The following is a 24,655-nucleotide window of genomic DNA, read 5'->3' on the forward strand; positions in this document are numbered from 1 at the left end:
CGCGGGCAGGGGCGGCGCCAGGCGGGCGGTCGCGTCACCACCTCACGACCGACTCGGAGCACTGACATGCGCAAGCTCGCCCTCCCTGCCGCCGCGCTCGCGGCGATGACCCTTGCCCTCGGTGCGTGCACCTCGGCGTCCCAGGACGCCGGGTCGGGCGACGCCTCCGGCAGCGCCAGCGCGTCCGCGCAGGGCTTCGACACCTCGAGCATCGCCAAGGACGACGCCGTCGCCGCGATGGTGCCGGAGGCGATCTCCTCGGACGGCACGCTCACCGTCGCCTCGAACCTCGAGTACGCGCCGAACGAGTTCGTCGCCGCCGACGGCCGCACCCCGGTCGGCTTCGACATCGACATCATCAACGCCGTCGCCCGGACCATGGGCCTCGAGGCGCAGATCGAGAACGCCGGGTTCGACTCGATCATCCCGGCCATCGGTTCCAAGTACGAGGCCGGCATCTCGTCCTTCACGATCAACCCGGACCGCCTCAAGCAGGTCAACATGGTCAGCTACTTCACGGCCGGCTCGGCGCTGGCGGTGCAGAAGGGCAACCCGGACGGCATCAAGGCCGACGACGTGGCGGGCGACGCCCTGTGCGGCGTGACCGTCGGCGTCCAGACCGGCACCATCCAGCAGGACCAGCTCGAGGAGGTCTCGAAGAGCTGCGAGGCCGCGGGCAACGAGGCGATCGACCTGCTGCCGTACGACTCGCAGGCCGACGTCACCACCAACCTCGCCGGCGGCAAGCTGCAGGCCATGTACGCCGACTCGCCGATCGTGGCCTACGCCGTCGAGCAGACCAACGGCCAGGTCGAGCAGCTTGGCGGCATCGACGACGCCGCCCCGTACGGCGTCGTGGTCGCCAAGAACGACCCCGAGCTCGCCTCGGCGGTCCAGGCGGCGCTGCAGAAGCTGATGGACGACGGCACGTTCACCCAGATCCTGGACGCCTGGGGCCAGGGCGAGGGCGGCCTGAGCACGGCCGAGGTCAACCCGAACGTCGGCTGACGCGCCGCGCGGTCCTCGCGCGGACGGGCGCCCGCCCGCCCGCGCGAGGACCGCGCCGTCGGCAGACCATGAGCAGATCCGGCGCCTGCGGTGCCGGGCGCGACGAGCACGAAGGAGGGCCGCCATGAGCGACCCGCAGTCCCACCGGGACCCGGTCCCCAACCGCATCCACGCGCGTCCCGTGCCGCGGCCGGGCCGCATCATCTCGGCGATCGTCGTGCTCGTGCTGGCCGCGATGGCGATCAACGGCCTGGTCACGAACACCAACTTCCGCTGGGACATCGTGTGGACGTACCTGCGCGACGTGCTCGTGTTCCGCGGCATCGGCTGGACCCTGCTGCTGACGGCAGGCTCCATGCTCGTCGCCATCGTCCTGGCCGTGACGCTGGCCGTGATGCGTCGCAGCGACAACCCGGTGATGCGCTGGGTGAGCTGGGTGTACATCTGGTTCTTCCGCGGCACCCCGATCTACACCCAGCTGGTCTTCTGGGGCCTGCTGGCGGTGCTGTACCCGCGCCTGAGCCTGGGCGTCCCGTTCGGCCCGGAGTTCTTCTCGTTCTCCACCAAGGACGTCATCAGCGCGTTCTGGCTCGCGCTCATCGGCCTGTCGCTCAACGAGGCGGCCTACCTCGCGGAGATCGTGCGCGCCGGGCTGAACTCGGTGGACACCGGGCAGACGGAGGCCGCCAAGGCGCTCGGCATGAAGGACTCGAAGATCCTGCGCCGCATCGTGCTGCCGCAGGCCATGCGCGTCATCGTGCCGCCCACCGGCAACGAGACGATCTCCATGCTCAAGACCACCTCGCTGGTGGTGGCCGTGCCGTTCACGATGGACCTGTACTACACGACCAACGCGATGGGGAACCGCCTGTTCCTGCCGGTGCCGTTCCTGGTGATCGCCGCGATCTGGTACCTGGTCATCACGTCGATCCTCATGGTGGGCCAGCACTACCTCGAGCAGTACTACGGCCGCGGCTTCAGCACCTCGCCCGGCGGCGGCCGGCTGGGGCGCAAGCGCCGCCGCCCGAACAAGCAGGACCTGATCAAGGCGTCGGGCACCACGACCGACCCCTTCTCGGAGGTGACCCCGTGACGACGCCCAACGTGCCCGCCCAGCCGGCCGGCACCCAGCCCGCCGGTTCCGCGGCCTCCGCCCGGTCGGCGGCGACGGCGCAGCGGCCGATGGTCGAGATCCGCGAGCTGCACAAGGAGTTCGGCTCCCTGCACGTGCTCAAGGGCGTCGACCTCACGGTCACCCGCGGGTCGGTGACCGTGATCCTCGGCCCGTCCGGCTCCGGCAAGTCCACGCTGCTGCGCTGCATCAACGAGCTCGAGGACATCACGGGCGGCTCGGTCGTCGTCGACGGCGAGCTCATGGGCTACCGCCGCGACGACGGCGGCACCGTGCACCGGCTGCACCCGAAGGTGATCGCGAAGCAGCGCGAGCGCATCGGCATGGTGTTCCAGCGCTTCCACCTGTTCCCGCACATGACGGCGCTGGAGAACGTCATGGAGGCGCCCGTCCAGGTGCGCGGGCTGAGCAAGGCGGCGGCCCGCACCCGGGCGCTCGAGCTGCTCGACCGCGTGGGGCTGTCCGACCGGGTGGACCACTACCCGGCCCAACTCTCCGGCGGCCAGCAGCAGCGCGTGGCGATCGCCCGGGCCCTCGCGATGGACCCCGAGCTGATGCTCTTCGACGAGCCGACGTCGGCGCTCGACCCCGAGCTGGTCGGCGAGGTGCTGGCGGTGATGAAGGACCTCGCCCGCGACGGCATGACCATGATCGTGGTGACCCACGAGATCGGCTTCGCCCGCGAGGTCGCCGACCACGTCGTGTTCATGGACGAGGGCGTGATCGTCGAGGAGGGCGGGCCGCAGCAGGTGCTCGACGCCCCGCGCGAGCAGCGGACGAAGGACTTCCTGGCCCACGTCCTGTGACCCTCCCGCCGAGATAGAGAGCTCTCCCGCCGAGATAGAGAGCTCCTCCGCCGAGATAGAGAGGTCGTCCGCCGAGATAGAGAGGTCCCCGGCCGGGGCGCAAGAACCAGGCGGACGACCGCGCGATCACCGGGGAAGAGGGCCCCCCGATATTGCGAGGGCCCCGGGGGGGGATTTCTCTCGGGGCGGCCCACGTCTCTATCTCGGGGAAAGAGCCAGGCCCGGGTGCGCGGTGCGCACCCGGGCCTGACCCGTTCTCGAGGGCGGCGATGCCTCAGAAGTCGCCGCCCCCGAAGTCTCCACCGAAGTCCCCGCCGCCGAAGTCGCCTCCACCGCCGAAGAAGTCGCCGCCGAAGAACCCGCCCCCGGCGTCGCCGCCGGCGTCCGCCCCGGCGTCGGACGCCTCGTACGTGCCGGCGTCACCGGCATCGCCACCGCCACCGCCGTCCCCGGCGTCCCCGCCGGCATCGCCGCCGTCCCCGCCGTCACCGGCGTCGCCCGACGCGTCCTGGTCGCCGGCGAAGTCCTGCGACGGGTCGCCGAACGCCGGGCCGAACAGCATGTTGGCCACCGCGGAGCCGATCACGACGCCGGCCACGGTGCCGAGCAGGCTGGAGCCGACCATCGAGCCGAAGCTCGGGCCGCCCATCGCCCCGGCGCCCTGGCGGCCCCGGAACGTCTGCTCGAGGGTGCCGGGGTTGCGCATCTCCGCGCGGGTCGCCATGCGGGCGAGCGACTGCGGGTCGTCGGACGTCGCGCGCTCGGCCGGCGGCAGCGTCGAGCCGAGCTCGGCGAGCACGCGGCGGCGCTGCTCCGGCGTCAGCTGGGCGAAGGCCTCGGCGTGCGCCTGCTCGACGGCGTCCGGCGGGGCGGTGCGCAGCAGGTACCGGTAGCGCTCGATCGCGACGTCGTCGGCGCTGCGGCCGGACGCGGTGCCGGCCGACGTCGGGGCGGCCGGGCTGCCCGCCGGCTGCTGACCGGCGGTGGTGCCGTACCCGGGCTTGCCCGGGGCGTAGCCCTGGCCGGGGTAGCCGCCGCCGGCAGGTGCGGTGGCGGAGCCGTAGCGCTGGTCGCGAGGCTCGCGACCGAGAAGGCGGTCGAGGAATCCCATACCGGTGCAACGCCGTCGGGCCCCGAGGGGTTCCCGGGCGCGGCCACGGGCGGGTGCCGCCACGGGCGCGCGCCCGGTCACGCGGCCACGGTCACGCGGCCGGGCACGGCGACGGCCGGCCGCCCTGCTGGGCGACCGGCCGTCGTCACGATCCGTGTCCGGGACGAGCCCGGCGGGGTGGATCAGAGCGGGCGGACGTTCTCCGCCTGCGGGCCCTTCGGGCCCTGCGTGGTGTCGAACTCCACGCGCTGACCCTCCTCGAGCGAGCGGTAGCCGCTCGACTGGATGGCCGAGTAGTGGGCGAAGACGTCAGCCGAGCCGTCCTCGGGGGCGATGAAGCCGTAGCCCTTCTCAGCGTTGAACCACTTCACAGTTCCGAAAGCCATGGAACCTGTCTCCTTCAAGAGTGACGACCCCGACTTCCGGGGCCGCTCCATCACGGTGTTCGTCGTCAACTCTTGGTCAGACAAGGTTCGCCGTCCGCCGCGCGCTCCTACGGCGCGGCCTCCGACGCAGGACCGAGAACGGTCCGGGACAAGCAAGACACTGCAACGGCGGTAACGCTACGCGACCGGACCCACCGTCGCCAGCCCCCGGCGCGAATTTCCCTGCCAGCGGATTCGCCGCACGGCGTTCCGTCTGGCGCGCACGCCCGACGGCGGCCACCCTGGGACCCATGAGCGTCCCTTCCCTCACCCTGAACAACGGTGTCCAGATCCCGCAGGTCGGTCTCGGCGTCTTCCAGGTGCCCGACGTCGAGACGCAGGAGAACGTCCGCTCCGCCCTCGGGCTGGGCTACCGGCACGTCGACACCGCGGCCGCCTACTACAACGAGGCCGGCGTCGGCGCGGCCCTGGCCGAGAGCGGGCTGGACCGCGGTGACCTGTTCGTCACCACGAAGCTCCGCAACGGCGACCAGGGCCACGACTCGGCCCTGGCGGCGTTCGAGGACTCCCGCCGCGCGCTCGGCCTCGACGTCGTCGACCTGTACCTCATCCACTGGCCGTCGCCGGCGCAGGACAAGTACGTCGAGACCTGGAAGGCGTTCGAGAAGCTGCTCGCCGACGGGCGCGTGCGCTCGATCGGCGTCTCGAACTTCCTGGTGGAGCACCTCGACCGGCTCGTCGAGGAGACCGACGTCGTGCCGGCCGTGAACCAGATCGAGGTGCACCCCACCTTCCAGCAGCGCGAGGTCCAGGAGCGCTGCCGCGAGCTCGGCATCGTCGTCGAGGCCTACTCGCCGCTCGGCCAGGGCGGCGACCTCGAGGACCCGGTGATCGTCGAGATCGCCGGGCAGCTGGGCGTGACGCCGGCCCAGGTGGTGCTGCGCTGGCACGTGCAGCAGGGTCGCGTGGTCATCCCCAAGTCGATGTCGTCCGAGCGTCAGGCCACCAACATCGACCTGTTCTCGTTCGAGCTGAGCGACGAGCAGATGGCCCGCATCGACGGGCTCGACCAGGGCGAGGCCGGGCGCATCGGCGCCGACCCGCGCACGGCGGAGTTCACGCAGTACCGCTGACCGTGCCCCCGGCCCGACGCCGGTGCGCCGGCGTCGGGCCCGCTCGTGTCACGGTCTCGTCACGACCGCAGACGTGACGCAGGCGACACACGGGCGACACACACGCTGGCTACCTTCAGCGCCACTACATGCGGCATTCGCCGCCTGGACATGGCACCCCGCCGAAGGGAACCAGCATGATCCGACGCACCACGGCCGCCAGGGGGCTCGCGCTCGCCGCGGTCCTCAGCCTGGGCCTCGCGGCCTGCTCCAGCTCCACCGAGGAGGGGACCGGGGGCGCGAGCTCCAGCGCCGCCGCCGACCCGCTGAAGGTGGGCACCCTGCTGCCCGTCACGGGCACGCTCGCCTTCCTCGGCCCGCCGGAGATCGCCGGCGTCGGCCTCGCCGTCGACGAGATCAACGAGGCCGGCGGCGTGCTCGGCAGCGAGGTCGAGCTCACGCAGGCCGACTCCGGGGACAGCACCGACATGACGGTGTCCTCCCAGTCCGCGACCGACCTCATCGGCCAGGGCGTGTCCGTGGTCATCGGCGCCGCGTCGTCCTCGGTGTCGCAGAACGTGCAGCCGACCCTCAACGAGGCCGGCGTCATGCAGATCTCCCCGGCCAACACGGCCACCGACCTGTCCGGTGTGAACCCGCTGTTCAGCCGCACCGCCCCGCCGGACACCGTGCAGGGCTCGGCGCTCGGGTCGCTGGTGCTCGACGACGGCCACACCAACGTGGCGATCCTGGCCCAGAACGAGTCGTACGGCACCGGCCTGCGCGACAACGTGCAGAAGGCGATCGAGGCCGGCGGCGGCTCCGTCGTCTACGGCGCGACCGGCGCCGGGCAGGAGTTCCAGCCGGGCGAGTCGAACTTCTCCGCCATCGTCACGGCGGCGCTGGCCCAGAAGCCGGACGCGATCGTGGTGGTCGCGTTCGAGGAGACCGTCGCGATCGTCAACGAGCTGGTGGCCCAGGGCTGGGACTTCAACGGCACCACGTACTTCTGCGACGGCAACACCGCCTCGTACGCCGACCAGTTCGACCCGGGCACGCTGGAGGGCGTCGTCGGCACCATCCCGGGCGCGCAGGCCGAGGGCGAGTTCCGCGAGGCCGTCTCCGGCTGGTGGGAGGAGAACGAGGGCGAGCCGCTGAGCGACTTCTCGTACGCGGCCGAGTCGTACGACGCCGTGATGCTCGCGGCGCTCGCCGCGGTGCGCGGCGGCGCCACCGACGGCCAGACGATCTCCGACAACATCCAGGCCGTCTCCGGCTCCGAGGGCGGCACCGAGTGCACCACGTTCGCCGAGTGCGTGGACGCGCTCGAGTCGGGCGACGAGATCCAGTACACGGGCAAGTCGGGCATCGGCCCGCTCAACGCGGACAACGACCCGTCCTCGGCGTTCATCGGTGTCTACGCCTACGCGGCGGACAACACCGTGTCGTGGACGCGTGCCATCGAGGGCAGCGTCGGCTGACCCCGTCGTCGCGTCGCTGACGACAGGTCGCTGACGACGGCTCGCTGACGACGGCTCGCTGACGACGAACGGCCCGGTCGCCCCGAGGGGGCGGCCGGGCCGTTCGCCGTGCCCCGGCCCTGACGCGCCGGCAGCCCCCTCGGGTTGTCAGTACGAGGGTGGGCTATGGCGTGCGCTGGTTCTGACAGGGCTGCGGCTCCCTCGGGTTGTCAGTACGAGGGTGGGCTATGGCGTGCGCTGGTTCTGACAACCCTGAGGGGCGGAGGGCGGGGGAGCGGCGGGGCGGGGAAGCGGGGGGACGACGACGGCGCCGCACCCCCCCGCGCGAGGGGTGCGGCGCCGTCGTCGTGGCGCGCCGGGCGGGCCCGGCTCAGGCGGCCGGGCCGGAGGCCCTCTCGACGTCCTCGGCCAGCGTGCCGAGGTACAGCGAGATCACCTTGGGGTCGGACTGCAGCTCCCGCCCGGTCCCGGTGTAGGCGTCGCGGCCCTGGTCGAGCACGTAGCCGCGGTCGCAGATCTGCAGGCAGCGGCGGGCGTTCTGCTCGACCATGACCACCGAGACGCCGGCCTTGTTGATCATCCGGGTGCGCAGGAACGTCTCGTCCTGGCGCACGGGGGACAGTCCGGCGGACGGCTCGTCGAGCAGCAGCACCGACGGGTTCATCATCAGCGCCCGGGCCATGGCGACCATCTGGCGCTCGCCGCCGGACATCGCGCCGGCCCGCTGGGCGCGGCGCTCGCCGAGGGTGGGGAACAGGTCGGTGATGAACCCCCAGCGCTCCTGGAACGCCCTGGGCCGCAGGTAGACGCCCATGCGCATGTTCTCCTCGACGGTGAGCGAGGGGAACACGTTGTTGGTCTGCGGCACGAAGCCGACGCCGCGGGCCACGAGCTGGTCGGCCCGCATCCCCGTGATGTCCTCCCCGCCCAGGGTGACCGACCCGGAGTGGATCCGCACCAGCCCGAACAGGGACTTCAGCAGCGTGGACTTGCCGGCTCCGTTGGGGCCGATGATGCCCACGAGCTCGCCCTTGCCCACCTCGATCGAGCAGCTGTCGAGGATGTTCACGCCGGGCACGTAGCCGGCCACGAGGCGGTCGGCGCGCAGCAGCGGCTCGGCCGCGGGCCGTGCGGCGCCCGACGCCGGGGCGGTGGCGGTCTCGGTCATCGCTGCTCCTCCTGGTGGTCGGTCTCTGGGGCGCTCTGCCGGCCGGTCGCCTCGGCCTCGAGCCGGGCCAGCACGGCGGGGTCGAGCAGGGCGTCGTCCCCGAGGTCGGTGTCGTGGTGGGCGCCGAGGTAGGCGTCGACCACCGCCTGGTCCTGCATCACGGTGCCGGGCGGCCCCTCGGCGACGATCCGGCCCTCGGCCATGACCACCACCCAGTCGGAGATGTGCCGCACCGCGTGCATGTCGTGCTCGACGAACACCACGGTCATGCCCTCGTCGCGCAGCGCCTGGACGTGGCCGAGCAGCGACTGGACCAGGGCCGGGTTCACGCCGGCCATCGGCTCGTCGAGCATGATCACGGTCGGGTCCGTCATCAGCGCGCGGGCCATCTCCAGCAGCTTGCGCTGGCCGCCGGACAGCGCGCCGGCGAAGTCGTCCTTCTTGGCGTCCAGCTTGAACCGGGCCAGGATCTCCAGCGCCTTCTCGGTGGCCTCGCGCTCGCGGGCGCGCCACAGGAACGGCAGCCAGGACAGCCCGAGCCGCTCGCCGGGGTGCCGCGGCGTGGCCAGCAGCATGTTCTGCAGCACCGTCAGGCGCGACAGCGCCTTGGTGAGCTGGAACGTGCGCACCATGCCGGCCCGTGCCACGGCGGCGCCGGACCTGCCGGCCAGGGACCGGCCGTCGAACGTCCAGCTGCCCTGGTTCGGGGTGTCGAAGCCGGTGAGCAGGTTGAACAGGGTGGTCTTGCCGGCGCCGTTGGGGCCGATCAGCGCGGTGATGGCGCCGCGCTGGACCTCCAGGTGGTCGACGTCGACGGCGGTCATGCCGCCGAAGCGGCGCTGCACGCCGTCGACGACCAGGACGGCGTCGGGCTTGGCCACGCCCACGCGCGGCTCGACGAACGTCAGGTCGCGCGCTACCTGCACGGCCTCGGCCGAGGCCGGGTCGGCGGCGGCCGCCGCGGCGGCCTCGACCGCCGTCGTCGGGGAGGACATCTCAGCGGACATCGAACGCCAGCTCCTTCCGGTTCCCGAGGATCCCTTGTGGTCGGAAGATCACCAGCGCCATCAGCGTGACGCCGACGAGCATGCCGCCGATCTGCTCGATCTGGGTGGCCGAGACGAACCCGTCCGGCAGGGCCACGCGCATGCCCGCGCGCAGCAGCATGTACAGGGCGAAGAACAGCATCGAGCCGAGCACCGGCCCGAACAGGGTGGCGGCGCCGCCGAGCAGCAGCACGGTCCAGACGAAGAACGTCATCGACCGGCCCATGCCGTCGGGCTGCACGGACCGCGGCAGCGTGTACAGCACGCCGGCCAGGGCGCCCATCACGCCGCCGAGCACCAGCGCCTGCATCTTGTACGCGAACACGTTCTTGCCCAGGGCCCGCACGGCGTCCTCGTCCTCGCGGATGCCCTTGAGCACGCGGCCCCACGGGCTGCGGGTCACGAGCAGGACGAACACGACGGCCAGGGCCACCACGCCCCAGGCGACCAGCCGCAGCCACCAGGAGTCGAAGCCGTTGTTGAGGTAGGTCAGCGGGCCGATGGTGGTGCGCCCGTCCGGCAGCGGCGACAGCGCCTGGAAGCCCGCGGTGTACTGGTCCCCGCGCAGGCCGGAGGACCCGCCGGTCCAGTCGTCGAACATCGTGGACCGCCCGACCATGCGGATGATCTCCGCGGCCGAGATCGTGACGATGGCGAGGTAGTCGCCCCGCAGCTTGAGCGTGGGGATGCCCAGGACCGCGGCGAAGACCGCCCCGCAGGCGATCGCGACCAGCAGCGCGACGACGACGCTCGCGCCGTGCATCGAGGCGATCGCGAACCCGTAGGCACCGAGCAGCATGAACCCGGCCTGGCCCATGTTGAGCAGGCCCGTGTAGCCGAAGTGCAGGTTGAGGCCGATGGCGGCCAGCGCGTACGCGGCGGTGGTCGGGGCGACCAGCTCGCCGAGCACCTGGGTGAGGATGCGGCTCCACTCCATGGCGAGGCCCCTTTCAGCCGATCCGCTCGCGGCGCCCGAGGATGCCCTGGGGTCGCACGAGGAGGACGAGGATGAGGATCACGAGGGCCGAGGCGTAGCGCAGGTCGCTCGGCAGGACGAGGTTGGACAGCTCGACGACGAGCCCGATGACGATCGACCCGACGAGCGCGCCGTAGGCGGTGCCCAGCCCGCCGAGCGTCGTCGCCGCGAACATGAGCAGCAGCATCTGCATGCCCATCATCCAGTTGAACGAGCCGAAGACGATGCCGAGCAGCATGCCCGCGAGGCCGGCCAGGCCGGCCGACATCACCCAGACGATCCGGACGATCCTGTGCGGGTCGATGCCGGTGGCCGACGCCAGCGCCGGGTTGTCGGACACGGCGCGCGTGGCCCGCCCGATGCGGGTGCGGGTGAGGAAGGCGGCGATGCCGAGGATGACCACGAGGGCGATGCCCATGGCCCACCACGAGGCCTCGGTCAGGGTGAACGGCCCCACGGTCACCGGGCGCGGGTTCGACGTGAGGATCCGCTGCGAGCCGCCGCCGATCACCAGCTGGATGAGGAACTGCAGGGTGATCGACAGGCCGATGGTCACGATCATCAGCTGGGTCAGCGGCGTGCCGCGCCTGCGCAGCGGCCGCCAGATCCCGGCGTCCTGCAGCCAGCCCGTCGCGGCGCACACGGCTACGGTGACGATGCCGCCGAGCACCGGGTGCAGCCCCCAGGCGTTGATGGTCACGAAGGCCATGAGCGCCCCGAGGGTGACCTGCTCGCCGTGCGAGAAGCTCGACAGGCCGGTCGTGCCGTAGATGAGGCTCAGCCCCACGGAGGCCAGGGCCAGCAGCAGGCCGAAGCGCAGGCCCGAGCCGAGCTGCTGCCACACCTGGGCCGGGGTGATCGAGCCGGTCGCGGCGTCGCCCTCCGACGCGGCGCCGCCGGCGTCGTCGGCGGCCGTGCCGCCCGGCGCCGCGGACGACGCCGAGCCGGACCCCGAGCCCGACCCCGAGCCCGACGCAAGGCCCGACGCCGTCGCAGAGGGCGCCGGCGCGGCGGCGGCCTCGCCGACGCGGAACGCGGCCCGCGCCGTCGAGCCGGTCTGCGCCGTCACCTCGACGGTGGTCGCGGCGCCGTCCGGCAGCGGGGCGTCGTCCGGCAGCGTGGCCGGGTCGAGCTCCACCGTGTACGTGCCCGGCTGCGGGACGGCGACGGCGGCCACGGCGTCGGCAGCCGTCGTCACGTCCGCCGTGAACCCGCCCGGGCCGGTGATCGTGGCCTGCGCGTCGGGCACCCGGGCGTTCTCGGCCCCGAGCACCAGGACGGCGACGCACGCGGTGGCGTCGTCGGGCCGGCACGCGGCGGCCGCGGCGGCCGCCGTCGTGGCGTCCGTCGCCGCCGTGGCCGCCTGCGCCGGCGCGACCGCGAGCAGCGCGGGCGCGGCCAGGGCCGCGAGGAAGATCAGGAGGCGTCGCCCCCGGGTGCCTGCCCGTGGGCGGCAGGTCGGTCGGTCCGCTGTCATCGGCGGGGTCCTCCGTCGTCGAGTCGTCCTCCGCCTCGGGGGTCTCCCGGGGCTGCGCCCGCGGCCAGCGGTCCGTTCAGCGGGTCTGAAGGGGGCATGTACCGCAGCGAGCGTGGCGCGAGTGTAGGAACGCTGTGTGACCGGCATGACACGGGCATGTCACGTGCGTGAGTCGGGCCGGCCGGCAGGGCGGGCCGCTGCGGGGGAGCGCGACGGCGCCGCCGCGTAGCCTGGCCGCGTGCCCGACGCCGACACCGCCCTCCAGCCCGAGCCCGCCGCCCCGGCGGCCGCCCCCGTGGCGGAGCGCCGCCCCACCACGCGCACCCACCACGGCGACACGTTCACCGACGACTACGAGTGGCTGCGCGACGGCGAGGACCCCGCCGTCGTCGCCCACCTCGAGGCGGAGACGGCCTGGGCCGAGGCGCAGACGGCGCACCTGGCGCCGCTGCGCGAGCGGCTCTTCGCCGAGATCAAGGAGCGCACGCTCGAGACGGACCTGTCCGTGCCCGTGCGGCAGGGCGGCTACTGGTACTACTCGCGCACGGTGGAGGGGCAGCAGTACCCGATCCACGCGCGGGTGCCCGTCGCGCAGGCCGGCGACCGGACGCCGCCGCGCGTCGAGCCCGGCGAGGTCCCGGCCGGCGAGCAGGTGCTGCTGGACGAGAACGTCGAGGCGCGCGGGCACGACTTCTTCTCCCTCGGCGGGTCGGACGTCTCCGCCGACGGCTCCCGGCTGCTGTACCAGGTCGACACCCAGGGCGACGAGCGGTACACGCTGCGCCTGCGCGACCTGACCACCGGCCAGGAGCTGCCCGACGTCGTCGAGGACACAGCACCGGGCGCGACGTTCACCCCGGACGGCGCGTACGTCTTCTACCTGACCGTCGACGAGGCCTGGCGGCCCGACAAGGTGTGGCGCCACCGCGTCGGCACCCCGGTGAGCGAGGACGTCGTGGTGTTCCACGAGCCCGACGAGCGCTTCTGGGTGGGCGTGGGGGTCACCCGCTCGGAGCGGTTCGTGGTCATCGAGGCCGCCGCGAAGCTCACCAGCGAGGTCCGGCTGATCGACGTCGCCGAGCCCGAGGCGGAGCCGAGGGTGGTCTGGGCCCGGCGCGAGGGCGTGGAGTACACCGTGGAGCACGCGGTGCTGCCGGGCGACGCGGACGGCGCCGGGCGCGACGTGCTGCTCGTGCTGCACGACGACGGGGCGGTGAACTTCGAGCTGGTCGTGACGCCGGTCCCCGGAGCGGGCGCGCCGCTCGACCCGGCGGACGCCGTCGTCGTGCTGTCCCACGACCCGGCCGTCCGCCTCGACGCGGTCGAGGCCTTCGCCACCCACGTGGTGCTCGGCTACCGGCGCGAGGCGCTGACGCGCGTCGGCGTGGTCGACGTCGCGGCGCTCGCCCGCGCGGCCGTCGGCGCCGCCGCGCTCGACGCGGCGTCCGGCGTCGTGCCCACCGACGTGCCCGAGCCGCTGCCGGTGCGCGAGCTGGAGCTCGACGAGCCGCTGTTCACCGTGGGCCTCGGCGCCAGCCCCGAGTGGGACCAGCCGACGGTGCGCGTGGTCACCGAGTCGTTCGTGACGCCGCCGGGCGTGCACGACCTCGACCTCGCCACCGGCGAGCTGACGCTGCTCAAGCGGCAGCCGGTGCTGGGCGGTTACGACCCCGAGCGCTACGTGCAGCTGCGCGAGTGGGCCACCGCCGAGGACGGCACGCGGGTGCCGGTGTCGCTGGTGTGGCGGCGCGACGCCGTGACGCTCGACGGCGCGGGCACCCGTGCGGAGCCGGCGCCGCTGCTGCTGTACGGCTACGGCTCGTACGAGTACTCGATGGACCCGTGGTTCTCGGTGCCGCGGCTGTCGCTGCTGGACCGCGGCGTGGTGTTCGCCGTCGCGCACGTGCGCGGCGGCGGCGAGCTGGGTCGGCGCTGGTACGACGACGGCAAGATGGCCGCCAAGCCGCACACGTTCACCGACTTCGTCGCTGTCGGCCGCCACCTCGTCGCGGCGGGCTGGACGGCGCCGGGGCGCATGGTCGCCGAGGGCGGCAGCGCGGGCGGCCTGCTCATGGGTGCGGTGGTCAACCTCGCGCCGGACCTGTTCGCCGGCGTCCACGCGGCGGTGCCGTTCGTCGACCCGCTGACCTCGATGCTGGACCCGACGCTGCCGCTGACGGTCACCGAGTGGGAGGAGTGGGGCGACCCGCTGCACGACCCGGAGATCTACGCGGTGATGAAGGGGTACGCGCCGTACGAGAACGTGCCCGACGACGCCGCGCACTACCCGCAGATCCTGGCCACGACGTCGTTCCACGACACCCGCGTGCTGTACGTCGAGCCCGCCAAGTGGGTGGCGCGGCTGCGCGCGGCCGGCGCGCCGGTGCTGCTGCGGATCGAGATGGCGGCCGGGCACGGCGGCGTCTCCGGCCGGTACGCGCGCTGGGAGCAGGTGGCCTGGGAGAACGCCTGGCTGCTCGGCGTGCTGGGGCTGGCCGAGGGCTGAGCGCGCGTACCCGGCGGGACGGGCCGAGCGTCGGCATCAACATGAACAACAGGTGAACTCTCGCGGAACCTTGGGGCGCGACCTGGGCAAACGTGCGCGGTGTGACCTGCGCCCGCCCCACCATGGTGACTCGTGACCGAGACGATCCTCCTGGTGCTCGTCGTCGTGACGGCCCTCGCGTTCGACTTCACGAACGGGTTCCACGACACCGGCAACGCGATGGCCACCTCCATCGCCACCCGTGCGCTCAAGCCCAAGACAGCCGTCGCGCTGTCCGCGGTGCTCAACCTCGTGGGCGCGTTCCTGTCGCTGGCCGTGGCGGCCACCATCGCCAAGGGCCTGGTCGACGCGGACGTCATCACCCTCCCCGTCGTGTTCGCCGGCCTGGTCGGCGGCATCGTCTGGAACCTCGTCACCTGGCTGCTCGGCCTGCCGTCCAGCTCGTCGCACGCCCTGGTGGGCGGCGTCATCGGCGCCGTGCTGGCCGCCGTCGGCACCAGCGGCGTGCTGTGGACCGGCGTGCTGTCCAAGGTGCTGGTGCCCGCGCTGCTCGCCCCGGCCATCGCGATCGGCGTGGCGGCGGCCGGCACGTGGCTCGTGGCGCGCCTGACGCGCGGGCTGCCGCAGGACACCACGAGCCGGCACTTCCGCTGGGGCCAGGTGGGCTCGGCGTCGCTGGTCTCGCTGGCGCACGGCACCAACGACGCGCAGAAGTCGATGGGCATCATCCTGCTGGCGCTCATCGCCGGCGGCGCGGTGCCCGAGGACTCCGGGGTGCCGTTCTGGGTGATCGTCTCCTGCGCCCTGGCCATGGCCGTCGGCACGTACCTCGGCGGCTGGCGCGTCATCCGGACGCTGGGCAAGGGCCTGGTCGAGATCGACACCCGCCAGGGCATGGCCGCCGAGACGTCCTCCGCCGCCGTCATCCTGCTGTCCAGCCACTTCGGCTTCTCGCTGTCCACCACCCACGTGGCCACCGGCTCGGTGCTCGGCTCCGGCGTCGGCATGCCGGGCGCCAAGGTCCGCTGGGGCGTGGCCGGCCGCATGGTCGTGGCCTGGCTGCTCACGCTCCCGGCCGCCGGTCTCGTCGGCGCGCTGTGCCACTGGCTCGAGGCCGGCCTCGGCGGCACCGCCGGCGTGCTCGCCGTGGCGTTCGTGCTCGTCGCCTCGTCCACCGCGATCTGGCTCGCCTCGCGCCGCAAGCCGGTGGACCACACCAACGTCAACGACGAGTGGGAGGGCGACGCCGTGGCCGCCCCCGCGGAGGCTGCCGCCGCGGGTGCTGCCACCGCCGCTCCGGCGGTCGCGCCCCTCACCGACCCGGAGGCCTTCGCCGCCGTGGTCGACGCCGCCACGACCGACGCCGCTACGACCAAGGAGAACGTGCACGCATGAGCGACTTCATCGAGTGGGGCGCGCTCGCCCAGGTGGCCGTGGCCGGCCTCGTGGTGGGCGCCGGGATCCCGGCGCTGTTCGCCCTGGGCCTGCGGCTGCTGACCCAGCCGGCCGCCGGGGCGGCGGGTGCGGCCGACGGCGCCGAGGGGGCCGCGCAGCCGGTGCGGCGCTCCGTCCCGCGGGTGGTCGGCGCGACCCTGTGCCTGGGCGTCGTCGTCGGCGTGCTGGCGCTGGGCCTGACCTTCCTGGTCACGGGCGGCCACTGACCTTCCCGCCGAGATAGAGAGGCCCCTCGCCGAGATAGAGAGCTCGGCGCGGGGCCTCTCTATCTCGGCGCGGGGCCTCTCTATCTCGGCGTTCCCGGCGCGGGCGGCAGCGGGCCAGCAGGACAGCAGGTCAGCGCGTCAGCGGGGCAGGGACGCCTTGGACGCCAGGACGCGGCGGGCCGCCTCGTCGACCTGCTCGGCGAACGCCGGGTCCTCCTCGGCCCGGTCCACCAGGGCGTCCGCCATCTCGTCGACCACGCCCGGCCGCGCGGACGCGAGCACGACGTCGTTGCCCGCCGCGATCGCCCGCACGGCCCGCTCACCGGGCGACCAGGCCTGCACCTGCTCGGCCGCGGAGAGGTCGTCGGTGACGACGACGCCGTCGAACCCCAGCTTCTCGCGCAGCAGGCCGTCCACGACGGCGGGGGAAAACGCCGCCGGCGCCCCGTCGTCGATCCGGGCGTAGACCGCCGTCGACGTCATCACCCACGCGCCCGGCGCCGCGTCGACGAGCTCGCGGAACACGTCCACGGACTCCGCGTCCGCCGTCGTGACCTCGTCGGTGACCCCGGCGCTCGTGTCGGTGTTCGCGCCCACCCGCCCGAGGCCGGGGAAGTGCTTGATCGTGGGCACCACGCCGGCGTCCAGCATGCCGCCGGCGAACGCACCCGCCCCGGCCACGACGGAGGCGGGCGTGAAGCCGTAGGAGCGGTCGAACGCACCGATCGGCGGGTTGGCCGCCGCGGAGCCCTCGGGCACCAGGTCCGCCACCGGCGCGAGGTTCACGTCCACGCCCGCGGCGCGCAGCTCGCCGCCCCACCCGGCGGCGTCGGCGCGCAGCGCGGCCGGGTCGAGCCCGGCCTGAGCGACGGCGCTCGGGATCCGGGAGAACCCTGGTCCCTGGAGCACCTGGACCTGCCCGCCCTCCTGGTCCGTCGAGACCAGCAGCGGTGCCCGCGAGCCCTCCCGAGCGTCGGTGCGGTAGCCGTCCACCAGCTCGCGCACCGCCTCGACGCTCGCCTGCGACCGGCCGTGCAGGAACAGCCCGCCGACGTGGTCCTCCACGAGCGCCGCGCGGGTGGCGGCGCCCGGGCGGGCCACGTTCACGCCGACCATGAGCAGCTGGCCCACCTTCTCCTCGAGGGTCCAGCCGGCCAGCGGGTCACGGGTCGCCGACGGGCTGGGCGAGGGGGCCGCGCTCGACGGCGTGGCGGACGGCGTCGCCGACGGCGTGGCGGTGGGTCCCGCCGTCGGGCCCGACGACGCGGACCCGGACGACGCGGACCCCGCCGGCGTCGGCGCGGCGGTGCCGCCTCCGGTGCAGCCGCCGAGCGCGACGAGCGCCAGCCCGGCGACCGCGGCGACCGTCGTCGGCCGCCGGCGTGCGCGGGCGCGCCCGGGACGCTCGGCCCCGGGCGTACGGCCGTCCCCGCGCCGCATCAGCGCCGGCGTGCCCCGTCCGAGTGCGCCAGCGTGCCGAGCGCCTGCTCCCACTGGAGCTGGCTGTTCGCGGCGTGCTCGGGGGTGTCGATGTTCTCCTGCACCACCGTGACCCGGGTGCCGCCGTCGGCGGGGTCCAGCTCGATGCGGATGTCGTGGTAGTTCTCGGGCACGTCCTCGAGCCCGGACAGCGGGGAGAAGTGCGTGAAGTGGACCAGGTGCGGGCGCTCGTAGGCGATCACCGTGCCGTGGTCCTGGAAGCGGCGGCCGAAGAAGTGCCCCTCGAACGTGATGGGGCTACCCGGCTGGAAGTCGGACTCGATGTTGGCCCCCAGCATCCACCGCGCCCCGGGGTGGTGGAGCTCGGCCCACACCCGCTCGGGCGGCTCGGCGACGAAGGTGGTGGCGGTCGCGATGTGGCGGTCGGTCATGCAGAGACGGTAGACCGGCGCGGCCGAATCGGCGCGGCGTCCCAGGCCCCGGACGGTGTGACCCCGGTCGCGCCCGCGAGGGTGCCCGGGGCATCGTCGTCGACGGCGCCCGGACCCCTGCCGTCAGCCCCGGGCGAGCTCCTCGGCCAGCGCCGCGACGAACCCGTCGACGGCCTGCTCCGAGGTGTCCCACGAGCACATCCAGCGCACCTCGACGCGGTCGCGCGCCTCGCCGTCGGCCCAGTCGTAGAAGCGGGCGCGGGCACGCAGCCGCTCGGCCGCGTCGCGGGGCAGCGTCGCGAAGACGGCGTTGGCCTCGGTCGGGCGCGTGACCGTGACGCCGTCGAGCGCCTCGACGCCCGCCCGCAGCCGCGCGGCCATCGCGTTGGCGTGGGCGGCGTTGCGCAGCCACAGCGGGGCGCCCGACGACGGGGCGTCCGTCCCGGCCGGGGTGCCCACCGGGGCGCCCGGCTCGCCGAACAGCGCGAGCAGCTGCGCCGAGACGAACCGCGCCTTGGACGCCAGCTGCATCGACGCCTTGCGCAGGAACGGCACGGCACGCGCCGCGGCGGCCCCGCCGGGGCCGGCGCCCTCGGCGTCGAGCACCACCACGGCCTCGCCGATCATGCCGCCGTTCTTGGCCGCGCCGAGGGACAGCACGTCGACGCCGACGTCGGTGGTCAGGGCACGCAGGCTCGTGCCGAGCGCCGCGGCGGCGTTGGCCAGGCGCGAGCCGTCCATGTGCACGGCCATGCCGAGCTCGTGCGCCGCGGCGGCGAGCTCCTTGAGGTCCTGGACGGGGTAGACGGTGCCGAGCTCGGTGGACTGGGTCAGCGACAGCACGGCCGGCTGGGCGCGGTGCACGGCGCCGATCTCGCCGGCCCACGCGGTGACGTCGTCGACGCTGAGCCGCGCGTCGGTGGTGGGGCGGGTGAGCAGCTTGAGGCCGCCGACGCGCTCGGGGGCGCCGTTCTCGTCGGTGTTGATGTGCGCCAGGTCGGAGGCGACCACGCCCGCGTAGCGCGGCGTGACCGACATCAGCGAGATCACGTTCGCGCCCGTGCCGTTGAGCACCGGGAACGCCACCGCCGTCGGGCCGAACAGCTCGCGCACCCGCTCCGCCAGGCGCGCCGTCCACGGGTCGTCGCCGTACGCGACGGCGTACCCCTCGTTGGCGGCGGCCACCGCGGCCAGCACGTCGGGGTGCGCGGGGGCGTAGTTGTCGGAGGCGAAGGGCGGAAGCGGGGTGCTCGACGACGTCACGGGCTCAGCCTAGGCCCGGGCGCATAGGGTGGCGGCCGTGCTCGATCGCCGCTGGACCCTCGCCCTGCGCACGGCCCTGGTGGTCTACCTGGCCGCCGTCCTGTGCCTGACGATGTGGCCGCAGCTCGAGCAGACGTCGGTGCCCTCCTGGGCCGTGGGCGTGGTCCGGGCCGCCGGCGCGGTGGGGATCTCGCTGACCGTGGCGTTCCTCGAGGCGGCGTCGAACCTCGTGATGTTCGTGCCGTTCGGGGTGCTCGTGCTGCTGCTGTGGTGGGGCGCCCGACGCCGGTCGGCGGGCGGTGGCGCCGGGGCTGCCGACACGGGTGCCGGCGCCGCGGGTGCGGCGTGGCGGCTCGTGCTGCCGGTGACGGTGGTCGCGGGCGCGTTCTCGGCGGCGATCGAGCTGTCCCAGCTCGCGATCCCGGGCCGGGTGAGCACGGTCCAGGACCTCGTGCTCAACACCGCCGGCGGGTTGCTGGGCGCGCTGGTGACGGCCGGTGCGGCGGCCGCCGTCGGGCGGCGTGCGGCGGTGCGAGGCCGGGCCGCCGGCCCGGTGCACGGCTGACCCTGGGCCGGTCCGGGGCTGGTCCAGCGCTGACCCGCGGCTGGTCCAGCGCTGACCCGCGGCTGGTCCAGCGCTGAGCGGTCCGACGTCGGCCGCTCAGACGGCGGCCGGCTCCGGCGTCGGGACCACGCGGGCCTCGGGCTGCGGCGCCGCGCCGACGGTCCGCGCGATCGCGGCCGGCACCCGTGCCGCGACCCCGTGGCCGGCGACGTCGCGGCCGATCTCCAGGACCTCCGTCGTGCCGTCGGGGTGCACGCGCACCCGCGACACCGACGCGTTCGGCAGCGGCACCAGCCCGGTCGGCTGCAGCGTCCACAGGTACGCGCCCAGCGTGAGCCCGTGCCCGACGACCAGCACCTCGCCCTCCGGGTGGGCCTGCGCGATGCGGGCGAACACGTCACGGGTGCGGCCCATGAACTCGGCGCCCGACTCGCCCCGCGGCAGGCCCGGGTGGGACTCGGCGAGCACGCCGGCGATGAGGTCGGCCCACGGCTCGACGGCCTCGAGCTCGTGCTCGGGCTTGCGCTCGAAGGTGCCGAAGTCGAACTCGCGCAGGTCCTTGTCGACGCGCAGGCGCAGGTCGGGGTGGTGGCGCAGGATCTCGACGGCCGTGGTGACGGCCCGGCCGGCCGGCGAGCAGTAGGCGGCGGTGAACTCGGTGCCGGCCAGGTGGCGAGCCGTGGTGCGCACGCCTTCCTGCCCGGTGCGGGTCAGCGGGGAGTTGCTGCTGCCCTGGAGCAGGCGGCGGGCGTTGAAGTGGGTCTGCCCGTGGCGCACGAGCGTGAGCGTGAGGGTCATCGTGGTCCCTTCGTCGATGCGGTCGCCGCGACCGTAGGCAGGTGTCGGTGGCCGTCCGGCGGCGGCCCGGTTGCCGGACGGCGAACGGCGGCGGAAGCCTGCGCGGCGCGGGTGCGGAGGGGGCGCGCGGCGGGAGGGGGCTGCATGCGTCGGCCGCCGGCGCTTCGCACGAGCCGCGCAGTCGGCAGGACTGGCGCCCGCGCCGCGCAGCCTGCGGGGCCGCCGCCCGCGCCCGGCCGCTGGCGGCGGCCGCACGCGCCCGGCACGTCTGTTCGGTGATTCGTTGGCTGATCGGCGATCCGGATCACCGATCAGCCAACGAATCACCGAACAGACGTGGCGTAGCCGGGCCCGGCGGGTCGCGACGCTGGGCGGGCTGTCCCGCCCGGCCGGCGCCGGCTGGGCGCGGCGGAGCGGGGCCGGCGCGGCGGAGCGAGGCCGGCGTGGCGGAGCGAGCCGGCGTGGCGGAGCGGGGCCGGCGCGCGAGGCGGCCGCCGGTCCGACGGCGGGTGGGTTGGGCCGTTGTGGGCGGTGGCGGGCATGCTGTGGGGCGAGGAGGTGGTCGGTGCAGCTGCTCGACGACGGCACGCTGGTCTACAGCGCGACGGACCTGGCCCACGCCGCGGAGTGCGAGTACGCGCTGCTGCGCCGCCTCGACGTGCTGCTCGGCCGCGGCGAGCCCGTGCCCGACGACGGCGACGGGCTGCTGGCGGCCGCCGGTGCGCTCGGCGCCCAGCAGGAGGCCGACATCCTCGCCGGCTACGTCGAGTCCTACGGCCGCTGGGAGCCGGGCGGCCGCGGCGGCGTCGTCGAGGTGGCGCACCTGGGCGGCAGCCGGTCGGCCGTCGAGCACCGCGACCGCGACGCGCTGACGCTGGCCGCGCTGCGCGGAGGCGTCGACGTCGTCGCCCAGGGCTACCTGTTCGACGGGCGGTTCGGCGGGTACGCCGACTTCATCGTCCGCCAGGGCGGCGACGCCGACGGCCCCGAGTTCGCCGTCCTCGACTCCAAGCTGGCCCGCACCGCCCGCGTGACCGCGCTGCTGCAGGTCACCGCCTACGCCGAGCGCCTGCGCGAGGCCGGCGTGCGCGTCGCCGACCAGGTCGGCCTCATGCTCGGCACGGGCCGTACCGAGCGGTTCGCGCTCGACGACCTCGCCCCGGTCTACCGGCGCCGCCGGGCACGGCTCGAGGCCATCCTCGACGCCCACCGCGCCGGCGACGTCCCGGTCGCGTGGGGCGACGGGCGCTACACCGCCTGCGGGCGCTGCGCCGTCTGCGAGCCGCAGGTCCGGGCGGCCGACGACGTGCTGCTCGTCGCGCACCTGACCACCGCGCAGCGGGCGCGGCTGCGGCAGGTCGGCATCACCACGGTGCACGACCTCGCCGCCGCGCCGAAGGAGCTGCCGGCCGGCCTGGTGATGGGCTCCGGTGCCTGGGAGCACCTGCGCGCCCAGGCCGCCATCCAGGTGCGCCAGGCCGAGGCCGGGCACCCGGTGTTCGAGCTGGTCGACGCCGCCCCGATCCACGCGCTCCCGACGCCGGACCCGGGCGACATCTACTTCGACTTCGAGGGCGACCCGCTGTGGACGGACGCCGACCGGTGGGGGCGCGAGTACGGGCTCGAGTACCTGTTCGGCTGGGTCGAGCGGCCGACCGCGGCGAACCCGAGGCCGCCGTTCCGCGCGCTCGTCGCGCACGACCGCACCCAGGAGAAGCAGGCGCTGGTCGACTTCGTCGCGTACGTCGTCGAGCGCCGTCGCCGATACCCCGGCATGCACGTCTACCACTACGCGCCCTACGAGAAGACGGCGCTGCTGCGCCTCGCGGCCCGGCACGGGGTGTGCGCGGACGAGGTGGACCAGCTGCTGCGCGACGGCGTGCTGGTGGACCTGTACGCCACCGTGCGCGCCGGCCTGCGGGTCGGGGCGGAGTCGTACTCGATCAAGAAGCTCGAGCCGCTCTACATGGGCGACGACCTGCGCGACGCCGAGGGCGTCACCAACGCCGCCGACTCGGTCGTCGAGTACCGGCGTGCCTGCGCCGTGCGGGAGTCCGAGCCTGAGGAGTTCGAGCGCACGATGCGCTCGATCCTCGACTACAACGAGTACGACTGCGTCTCCACGCTGCGGCTGCACGCGTGGCTGCGGCAGGTCGCGGCCGCCGGTGCGGGCGCGGGCGGCGCCGCGGCTGGTGGTGCCGGCCCGGATGTCGGCCACCTGGCCGACGACGCCGCCCATGCGGCGCCCGGCGACGCGGCCGCGCCCGACGGCGCCACGCCCGGCGGCGCGGACGTGCCGTCGTCGGACGTCGAGGTGCTGACGCCGCAGCAGCAGCGCCGCCAGGAGCACCGCACCGCCGTGCAGGAGGCGGCCGACCGGCTCCTGGCCCTGGCCGGCGACGCCCCGGCGGCCGAGCGCACCGCCGCCCAGCAGGTCGCCGCCCAGGTGGCGCACTCGCTGCTGTACTGGGAGCTGGAGGCCAAGCCGTTCTGGTGGGGTCACCACGACCGGCTCAGCAACGACCCGGACGACTGGGCCGACACGCGCGACACCGTGGTGGCCAGCGACGCGCAGTCGGTGCGCGTGGTGGAGGACTGGCGCGACCTGGGCGGACGCCGCGGCGTCGGCCGCCTGCTCGAGGTCACGGGCCAGATCGCGCCCGGCAGCCTGCTCAGGGCCGGCACCGACGTGTGGCTGATGTACGCGCCGCCGCTGCCGCCGTGCGCCAGCCAGGGCGGCGACCGCGGGCACGGCGTGACGCAGAAGGGCACGGTGCTCGACGTCGCGGCGGCCGACGACGGGCGCGACGTCGTCGTCGTGGAGGAGCGGATCGGCGCCACCGACCTGAGGAACGGCGTGACGACGCACGCGCAGCTGCCGTACGCGCTGGCACCCGCCGCGCTCGGCATCAACACCGTGCCGCTCGAGGCGGTGCTGCTCGAGTACGCCGCCGACGTCGAGGCGGCCTTCCCCGACGTGCCGCGCGGCCTGGCGTGGGACGTGCTGCTGCGCCGCCCGCCGCGCACGAGCGACGGCGCCCCGGTGCACGCCCGGCGCGACGGCGGCGACACCGCGGACGAGATCGTCGAGGCGCTGCTCGCGCTCGACGACTCCTACCTGGGGGTGCAGGGGCCGCCCGGCACGGGCAAGACCTACACCGGGTCGCGGGTGGTGGCCCGCCTGGTGGCCGAGCACGGCTGGCGCGTGGGCGTGACGGCCCAGTCGCACGAGGCGGTGGCGAACTTCCTGCGCGCGGTCGCGGGCAAGGGGCTCGGGCCCCAGCAGGTGGCGCGGTACCGCTCGGGCGCGGACACGCGCCGGCCCGAGGGGCCGTGGAGCGAGCTGGCGAAGCCCGCGGACGCGTCGGCGTTCCTCGGCGAGCACGCTGCGTCCGGGACGGGCTGCGTGGTGGGCGGCACCGCGTGGCTGTTCGCCCGCGGCGACGACCTGGACCTGCTCGTGGTCGACGAGGCGGGGCAGTTCTCGCTCGCGCCCACGCTGGCCGCCGCCCGCCGCGCCCGGCGCGTGCTGTTCCTCGGCGACCCGCAGCAGCTGCCGCAGGTCAGCGCCGCCCCGCACGCCGAGCACGTGGAGGTCTCGGCGCTGTCCTGGCTGCTGGGCGGCCACGCGACGCTGCCGGACTCGCACGGCTGGTTCCTCGACACCTCCTGGCGCATGCACCCCGCGCTGTGCGAGGCGGTGTCCGCGCTCAGCTACGAGCGGCGCCTGCACAGCGCGCCGGCCACCAAGGACCGGTCGCTGGAGGGCGTCGCGCCCGGCGTGCACCCGGTGGAGGTGTGGCACCCCGGCGACGCGACGTTCTCGCCGGCCGAGGCGGACGCCGTCGTCGACCTGGTGCGGTCCCACCTCGGGCGCACCTGGACCGACCCGGGCGAGCGCGACCCGGGCCGCCGCGAGCGGCCGCTCGGGCAGGACGACGTCCTGGTCGTCGCCCCGTACAACGCGCAGGTCGCCACGGTGCGGCGGGCGCTGGAGGCGGCGGGGTACGACGACGTGCGGGTCGGCACCGTGGACAAGTTCCAGGGGCAGGAGGCGCCGGTGGTGATCGTGTCGATGACGGCGTCGTCGGCCGAGGACGTGCCGCGCGGCGTCGAGTTCCTGCTCAACCGCAACCGGCTCAACGTGGCGGTCTCGCGCGGGCAGTGGTGCGCGTACGTGGTGCACTCGCCCACGCTCGCGGCACACCTGCCGACCAGCCCGGAGCGGCTGCTCGAGCTCGGCGCCTTCTGCGGGCTGCTCGACGGCGGCGTGCGGGGCGGCTGACCG

The 24,655-nt window shown here is 74.4% G+C and carries 20 protein-coding genes; 10 read left to right on the plus strand and 10 right to left on the minus strand.

Annotated elements, in window-relative coordinates:
- Positions 1-66: 66 nt before the first annotated feature.
- From GSF02_RS05285 to GSF02_RS05295, 3 genes are all read left to right on the plus strand, one after another.
- Positions 67-1,008: an ABC transporter substrate-binding protein gene (locus GSF02_RS05285; protein ID WP_159793502.1), complete on the plus strand. Its 942-nt coding sequence runs from the start codon at positions 67-69 to the stop codon at positions 1,006-1,008.
- Between the two features lie 124 nt (positions 1,009-1,132).
- Positions 1,133-2,101 (plus strand): amino acid ABC transporter permease, encoded by a 969-nt coding sequence (locus GSF02_RS05290; protein ID WP_159793504.1) that lies wholly within the window; start codon positions 1,133-1,135, stop codon positions 2,099-2,101.
- 89 nt (positions 2,102-2,190) lie between these two features.
- Positions 2,191-2,946, plus strand: coding sequence for an amino acid ABC transporter ATP-binding protein (locus GSF02_RS05295; protein ID WP_159793678.1), 756 nt, complete (start codon positions 2,191-2,193; stop codon positions 2,944-2,946).
- A 274-nt stretch (positions 2,947-3,220) separates the two neighbouring features.
- Here the strand turns inward: GSF02_RS05295 and GSF02_RS05300 are convergent, their stop codons facing one another.
- Both GSF02_RS05300 and GSF02_RS05305 read right to left on the minus strand, forming a co-directional pair.
- Positions 3,221-4,057 (minus strand): hypothetical protein, encoded by an 837-nt coding sequence (locus GSF02_RS05300; protein ID WP_159793506.1) that lies wholly within the window; start codon positions 4,055-4,057, stop codon positions 3,221-3,223.
- Between the two features lie 182 nt (positions 4,058-4,239).
- On the minus strand, positions 4,240-4,443 hold the full coding sequence (locus GSF02_RS05305) for a cold-shock protein (protein WP_069982863.1): 204 nt from the start codon (positions 4,441-4,443) through the stop codon (positions 4,240-4,242).
- Between the two features lie 290 nt (positions 4,444-4,733).
- On the opposite strand from GSF02_RS05305, the gene GSF02_RS05310 reads away from it, so the two are divergent.
- Together GSF02_RS05310 and GSF02_RS05315 are read left to right on the plus strand one after the other, a co-directional pair.
- Positions 4,734-5,576: an aldo/keto reductase gene (locus GSF02_RS05310; RefSeq protein ID WP_159793508.1), complete on the plus strand. Its 843-nt coding sequence runs from the start codon at positions 4,734-4,736 to the stop codon at positions 5,574-5,576.
- Positions 5,577-5,752: 176 nt separating this feature from the next.
- The gene (locus tag GSF02_RS05315; RefSeq protein ID WP_159793510.1) at positions 5,753-7,036 is read left to right on the plus strand and encodes an ABC transporter substrate-binding protein; all 1,284 of its coding nucleotides are present in this window, start codon (positions 5,753-5,755) and stop codon (positions 7,034-7,036) included.
- Positions 7,037-7,406: 370 nt separating this feature from the next.
- On the opposite strand, the gene GSF02_RS05320 is transcribed toward GSF02_RS05315, so the two are convergent.
- From GSF02_RS05320 to GSF02_RS05335, 4 genes are read right to left on the minus strand one after another with little or no spacing between them, the layout of a single operon-like run.
- On the minus strand, positions 7,407-8,204 hold the full coding sequence (locus GSF02_RS05320; protein WP_159793512.1) for an ABC transporter ATP-binding protein: 798 nt from the start codon (positions 8,202-8,204) through the stop codon (positions 7,407-7,409).
- On the minus strand, positions 8,201-9,211 hold the full coding sequence (locus GSF02_RS05325) for an ABC transporter ATP-binding protein (RefSeq protein ID WP_159793515.1): 1,011 nt from the start codon (positions 9,209-9,211) through the stop codon (positions 8,201-8,203). The genes GSF02_RS05320 and GSF02_RS05325 overlap by 4 nt, the downstream gene beginning before the upstream one ends.
- Positions 9,201-10,187 (minus strand): branched-chain amino acid ABC transporter permease, encoded by a 987-nt coding sequence (locus GSF02_RS05330; protein WP_159793517.1) that lies wholly within the window; start codon positions 10,185-10,187, stop codon positions 9,201-9,203. The genes GSF02_RS05325 and GSF02_RS05330 overlap by 11 nt, the downstream gene beginning before the upstream one ends.
- A 13-nt stretch (positions 10,188-10,200) precedes the next feature.
- Positions 10,201-11,703, minus strand: a complete 1,503-nt coding sequence (locus GSF02_RS05335) for a branched-chain amino acid ABC transporter permease (protein WP_159793519.1) — start codon at positions 11,701-11,703, stop codon at positions 10,201-10,203.
- A 238-nt stretch (positions 11,704-11,941) separates the two neighbouring features.
- On the opposite strand from GSF02_RS05335, the gene GSF02_RS05340 reads away from it, so the two are divergent.
- The 3 genes from GSF02_RS05340 (at position 11,942) to GSF02_RS05350 (ending at position 15,870) form a co-directional block, all read left to right on the plus strand.
- A complete protein-coding gene (locus tag GSF02_RS05340; RefSeq protein WP_159793521.1) occupies positions 11,942-14,209 on the plus strand; it encodes a S9 family peptidase in 2,268 nt (755 codons plus the stop codon).
- A gap of 132 nt (positions 14,210-14,341) precedes the next feature.
- Complete coding sequence (locus GSF02_RS05345) at positions 14,342-15,604, plus strand: inorganic phosphate transporter (protein ID WP_159793523.1); 1,263 nt, start codon at positions 14,342-14,344, stop codon at positions 15,602-15,604.
- The gene (locus GSF02_RS05350) at positions 15,601-15,870 is read left to right on the plus strand and encodes a hypothetical protein (protein WP_159793525.1); all 270 of its coding nucleotides are present in this window, start codon (positions 15,601-15,603) and stop codon (positions 15,868-15,870) included. Before GSF02_RS05345 ends, GSF02_RS05350 begins: the two co-directional genes overlap by 4 nt.
- 138 nt (positions 15,871-16,008) lie before the next feature.
- Here GSF02_RS05350 and GSF02_RS05355 read toward each other — a convergent pair whose 3' ends face one another.
- The 3 genes from GSF02_RS05355 to GSF02_RS05365 form a co-directional block, all read right to left on the minus strand.
- The gene (locus GSF02_RS05355; protein ID WP_159793527.1) at positions 16,009-17,310 is read right to left on the minus strand and encodes a glycoside hydrolase family 3 N-terminal domain-containing protein; all 1,302 of its coding nucleotides are present in this window, start codon (positions 17,308-17,310) and stop codon (positions 16,009-16,011) included.
- A complete protein-coding gene (locus GSF02_RS05360) occupies positions 17,310-17,741 on the minus strand; it encodes an SRPBCC family protein (RefSeq protein WP_159793529.1) in 432 nt (143 codons plus the stop codon). Before GSF02_RS05360 ends, GSF02_RS05355 begins: the two co-directional genes overlap by 1 nt.
- Positions 17,742-17,864: 123 nt before the next feature.
- Positions 17,865-19,004: a threonine aldolase family protein gene (locus tag GSF02_RS05365; RefSeq protein ID WP_159793531.1), complete on the minus strand. Its 1,140-nt coding sequence runs from the start codon at positions 19,002-19,004 to the stop codon at positions 17,865-17,867.
- A gap of 37 nt (positions 19,005-19,041) precedes the next feature.
- Here GSF02_RS05365 and GSF02_RS05370 point away from each other — a divergent pair, with 37 nt between their 5' ends.
- On the plus strand, positions 19,042-19,569 hold the full coding sequence (locus GSF02_RS05370) for a VanZ family protein (protein WP_235915383.1): 528 nt from the start codon (positions 19,042-19,044) through the stop codon (positions 19,567-19,569).
- A 96-nt stretch (positions 19,570-19,665) separates the two neighbouring features.
- Here the strand turns inward: GSF02_RS05370 and GSF02_RS05375 are convergent, their stop codons facing one another.
- Positions 19,666-20,367 (minus strand): histidine phosphatase family protein, encoded by a 702-nt coding sequence (locus GSF02_RS05375; protein WP_159793533.1) that lies wholly within the window; start codon positions 20,365-20,367, stop codon positions 19,666-19,668.
- 565 nt (positions 20,368-20,932) lie between these two features.
- Between GSF02_RS05375 and GSF02_RS05380 the strand changes: the two genes are divergently transcribed.
- A complete protein-coding gene (locus GSF02_RS05380) occupies positions 20,933-24,652 on the plus strand; it encodes a TM0106 family RecB-like putative nuclease (protein WP_159793535.1) in 3,720 nt (1,239 codons plus the stop codon).
- Positions 24,653-24,655 lie beyond the last annotated feature (3 nt).

The organism is Puerhibacterium puerhi (assembly GCF_009846865.1).
Taxonomy (GTDB): domain Bacteria; phylum Actinomycetota; class Actinomycetes; order Actinomycetales; family Cellulomonadaceae; genus Puerhibacterium; species Puerhibacterium puerhi.

What these genes read in the sequence shown, in the direction of transcription:
- GSF02_RS05310 (WP_159793508.1), top strand. Translation starts at nt 4,734, where the DNA reads ATGAGCGTCCCTTCCCTCACCCTGAACAACGGTGTCCAGATCCCGCAG.
- GSF02_RS05375 (WP_159793533.1), bottom strand. Translation starts at nt 20,367, where the DNA reads ATGACCCTCACGCTCACGCTCGTGCGCCACGGGCAGACCCACTTCAAC.
- GSF02_RS05285 (WP_159793502.1), top strand. Translation starts at nt 67, where the DNA reads ATGCGCAAGCTCGCCCTCCCTGCCGCCGCGCTCGCGGCGATGACCCTT.
- GSF02_RS05300 (WP_159793506.1), bottom strand. Translation starts at nt 4,057, where the DNA reads ATGGGATTCCTCGACCGCCTTCTCGGTCGCGAGCCTCGCGACCAGCGC.
- GSF02_RS05305 (WP_069982863.1), bottom strand. Translation starts at nt 4,443, where the DNA reads ATGGCTTTCGGAACTGTGAAGTGGTTCAACGCTGAGAAGGGCTACGGC.
- GSF02_RS05320 (WP_159793512.1), bottom strand. Translation starts at nt 8,204, where the DNA reads ATGACCGAGACCGCCACCGCCCCGGCGTCGGGCGCCGCACGGCCCGCG.
- GSF02_RS05350 (WP_159793525.1), top strand. Translation starts at nt 15,601, where the DNA reads ATGAGCGACTTCATCGAGTGGGGCGCGCTCGCCCAGGTGGCCGTGGCC.
- GSF02_RS05315 (WP_159793510.1), top strand. Translation starts at nt 5,753, where the DNA reads ATGATCCGACGCACCACGGCCGCCAGGGGGCTCGCGCTCGCCGCGGTC.
- GSF02_RS05290 (WP_159793504.1), top strand. Translation starts at nt 1,133, where the DNA reads ATGAGCGACCCGCAGTCCCACCGGGACCCGGTCCCCAACCGCATCCAC.
- GSF02_RS05295 (WP_159793678.1), top strand. Translation starts at nt 2,191, where the DNA reads ATGGTCGAGATCCGCGAGCTGCACAAGGAGTTCGGCTCCCTGCACGTG.
- GSF02_RS05325 (WP_159793515.1), bottom strand. Translation starts at nt 9,211, where the DNA reads ATGTCCGCTGAGATGTCCTCCCCGACGACGGCGGTCGAGGCCGCCGCG.
- GSF02_RS05335 (WP_159793519.1), bottom strand. Translation starts at nt 11,703, where the DNA reads ATGACAGCGGACCGACCGACCTGCCGCCCACGGGCAGGCACCCGGGGG.
- GSF02_RS05360 (WP_159793529.1), bottom strand. Translation starts at nt 17,741, where the DNA reads ATGACCGACCGCCACATCGCGACCGCCACCACCTTCGTCGCCGAGCCG.
- GSF02_RS05330 (WP_159793517.1), bottom strand. Translation starts at nt 10,187, where the DNA reads ATGGAGTGGAGCCGCATCCTCACCCAGGTGCTCGGCGAGCTGGTCGCC.
- GSF02_RS05355 (WP_159793527.1), bottom strand. Translation starts at nt 17,310, where the DNA reads ATGCGGCGCGGGGACGGCCGTACGCCCGGGGCCGAGCGTCCCGGGCGC.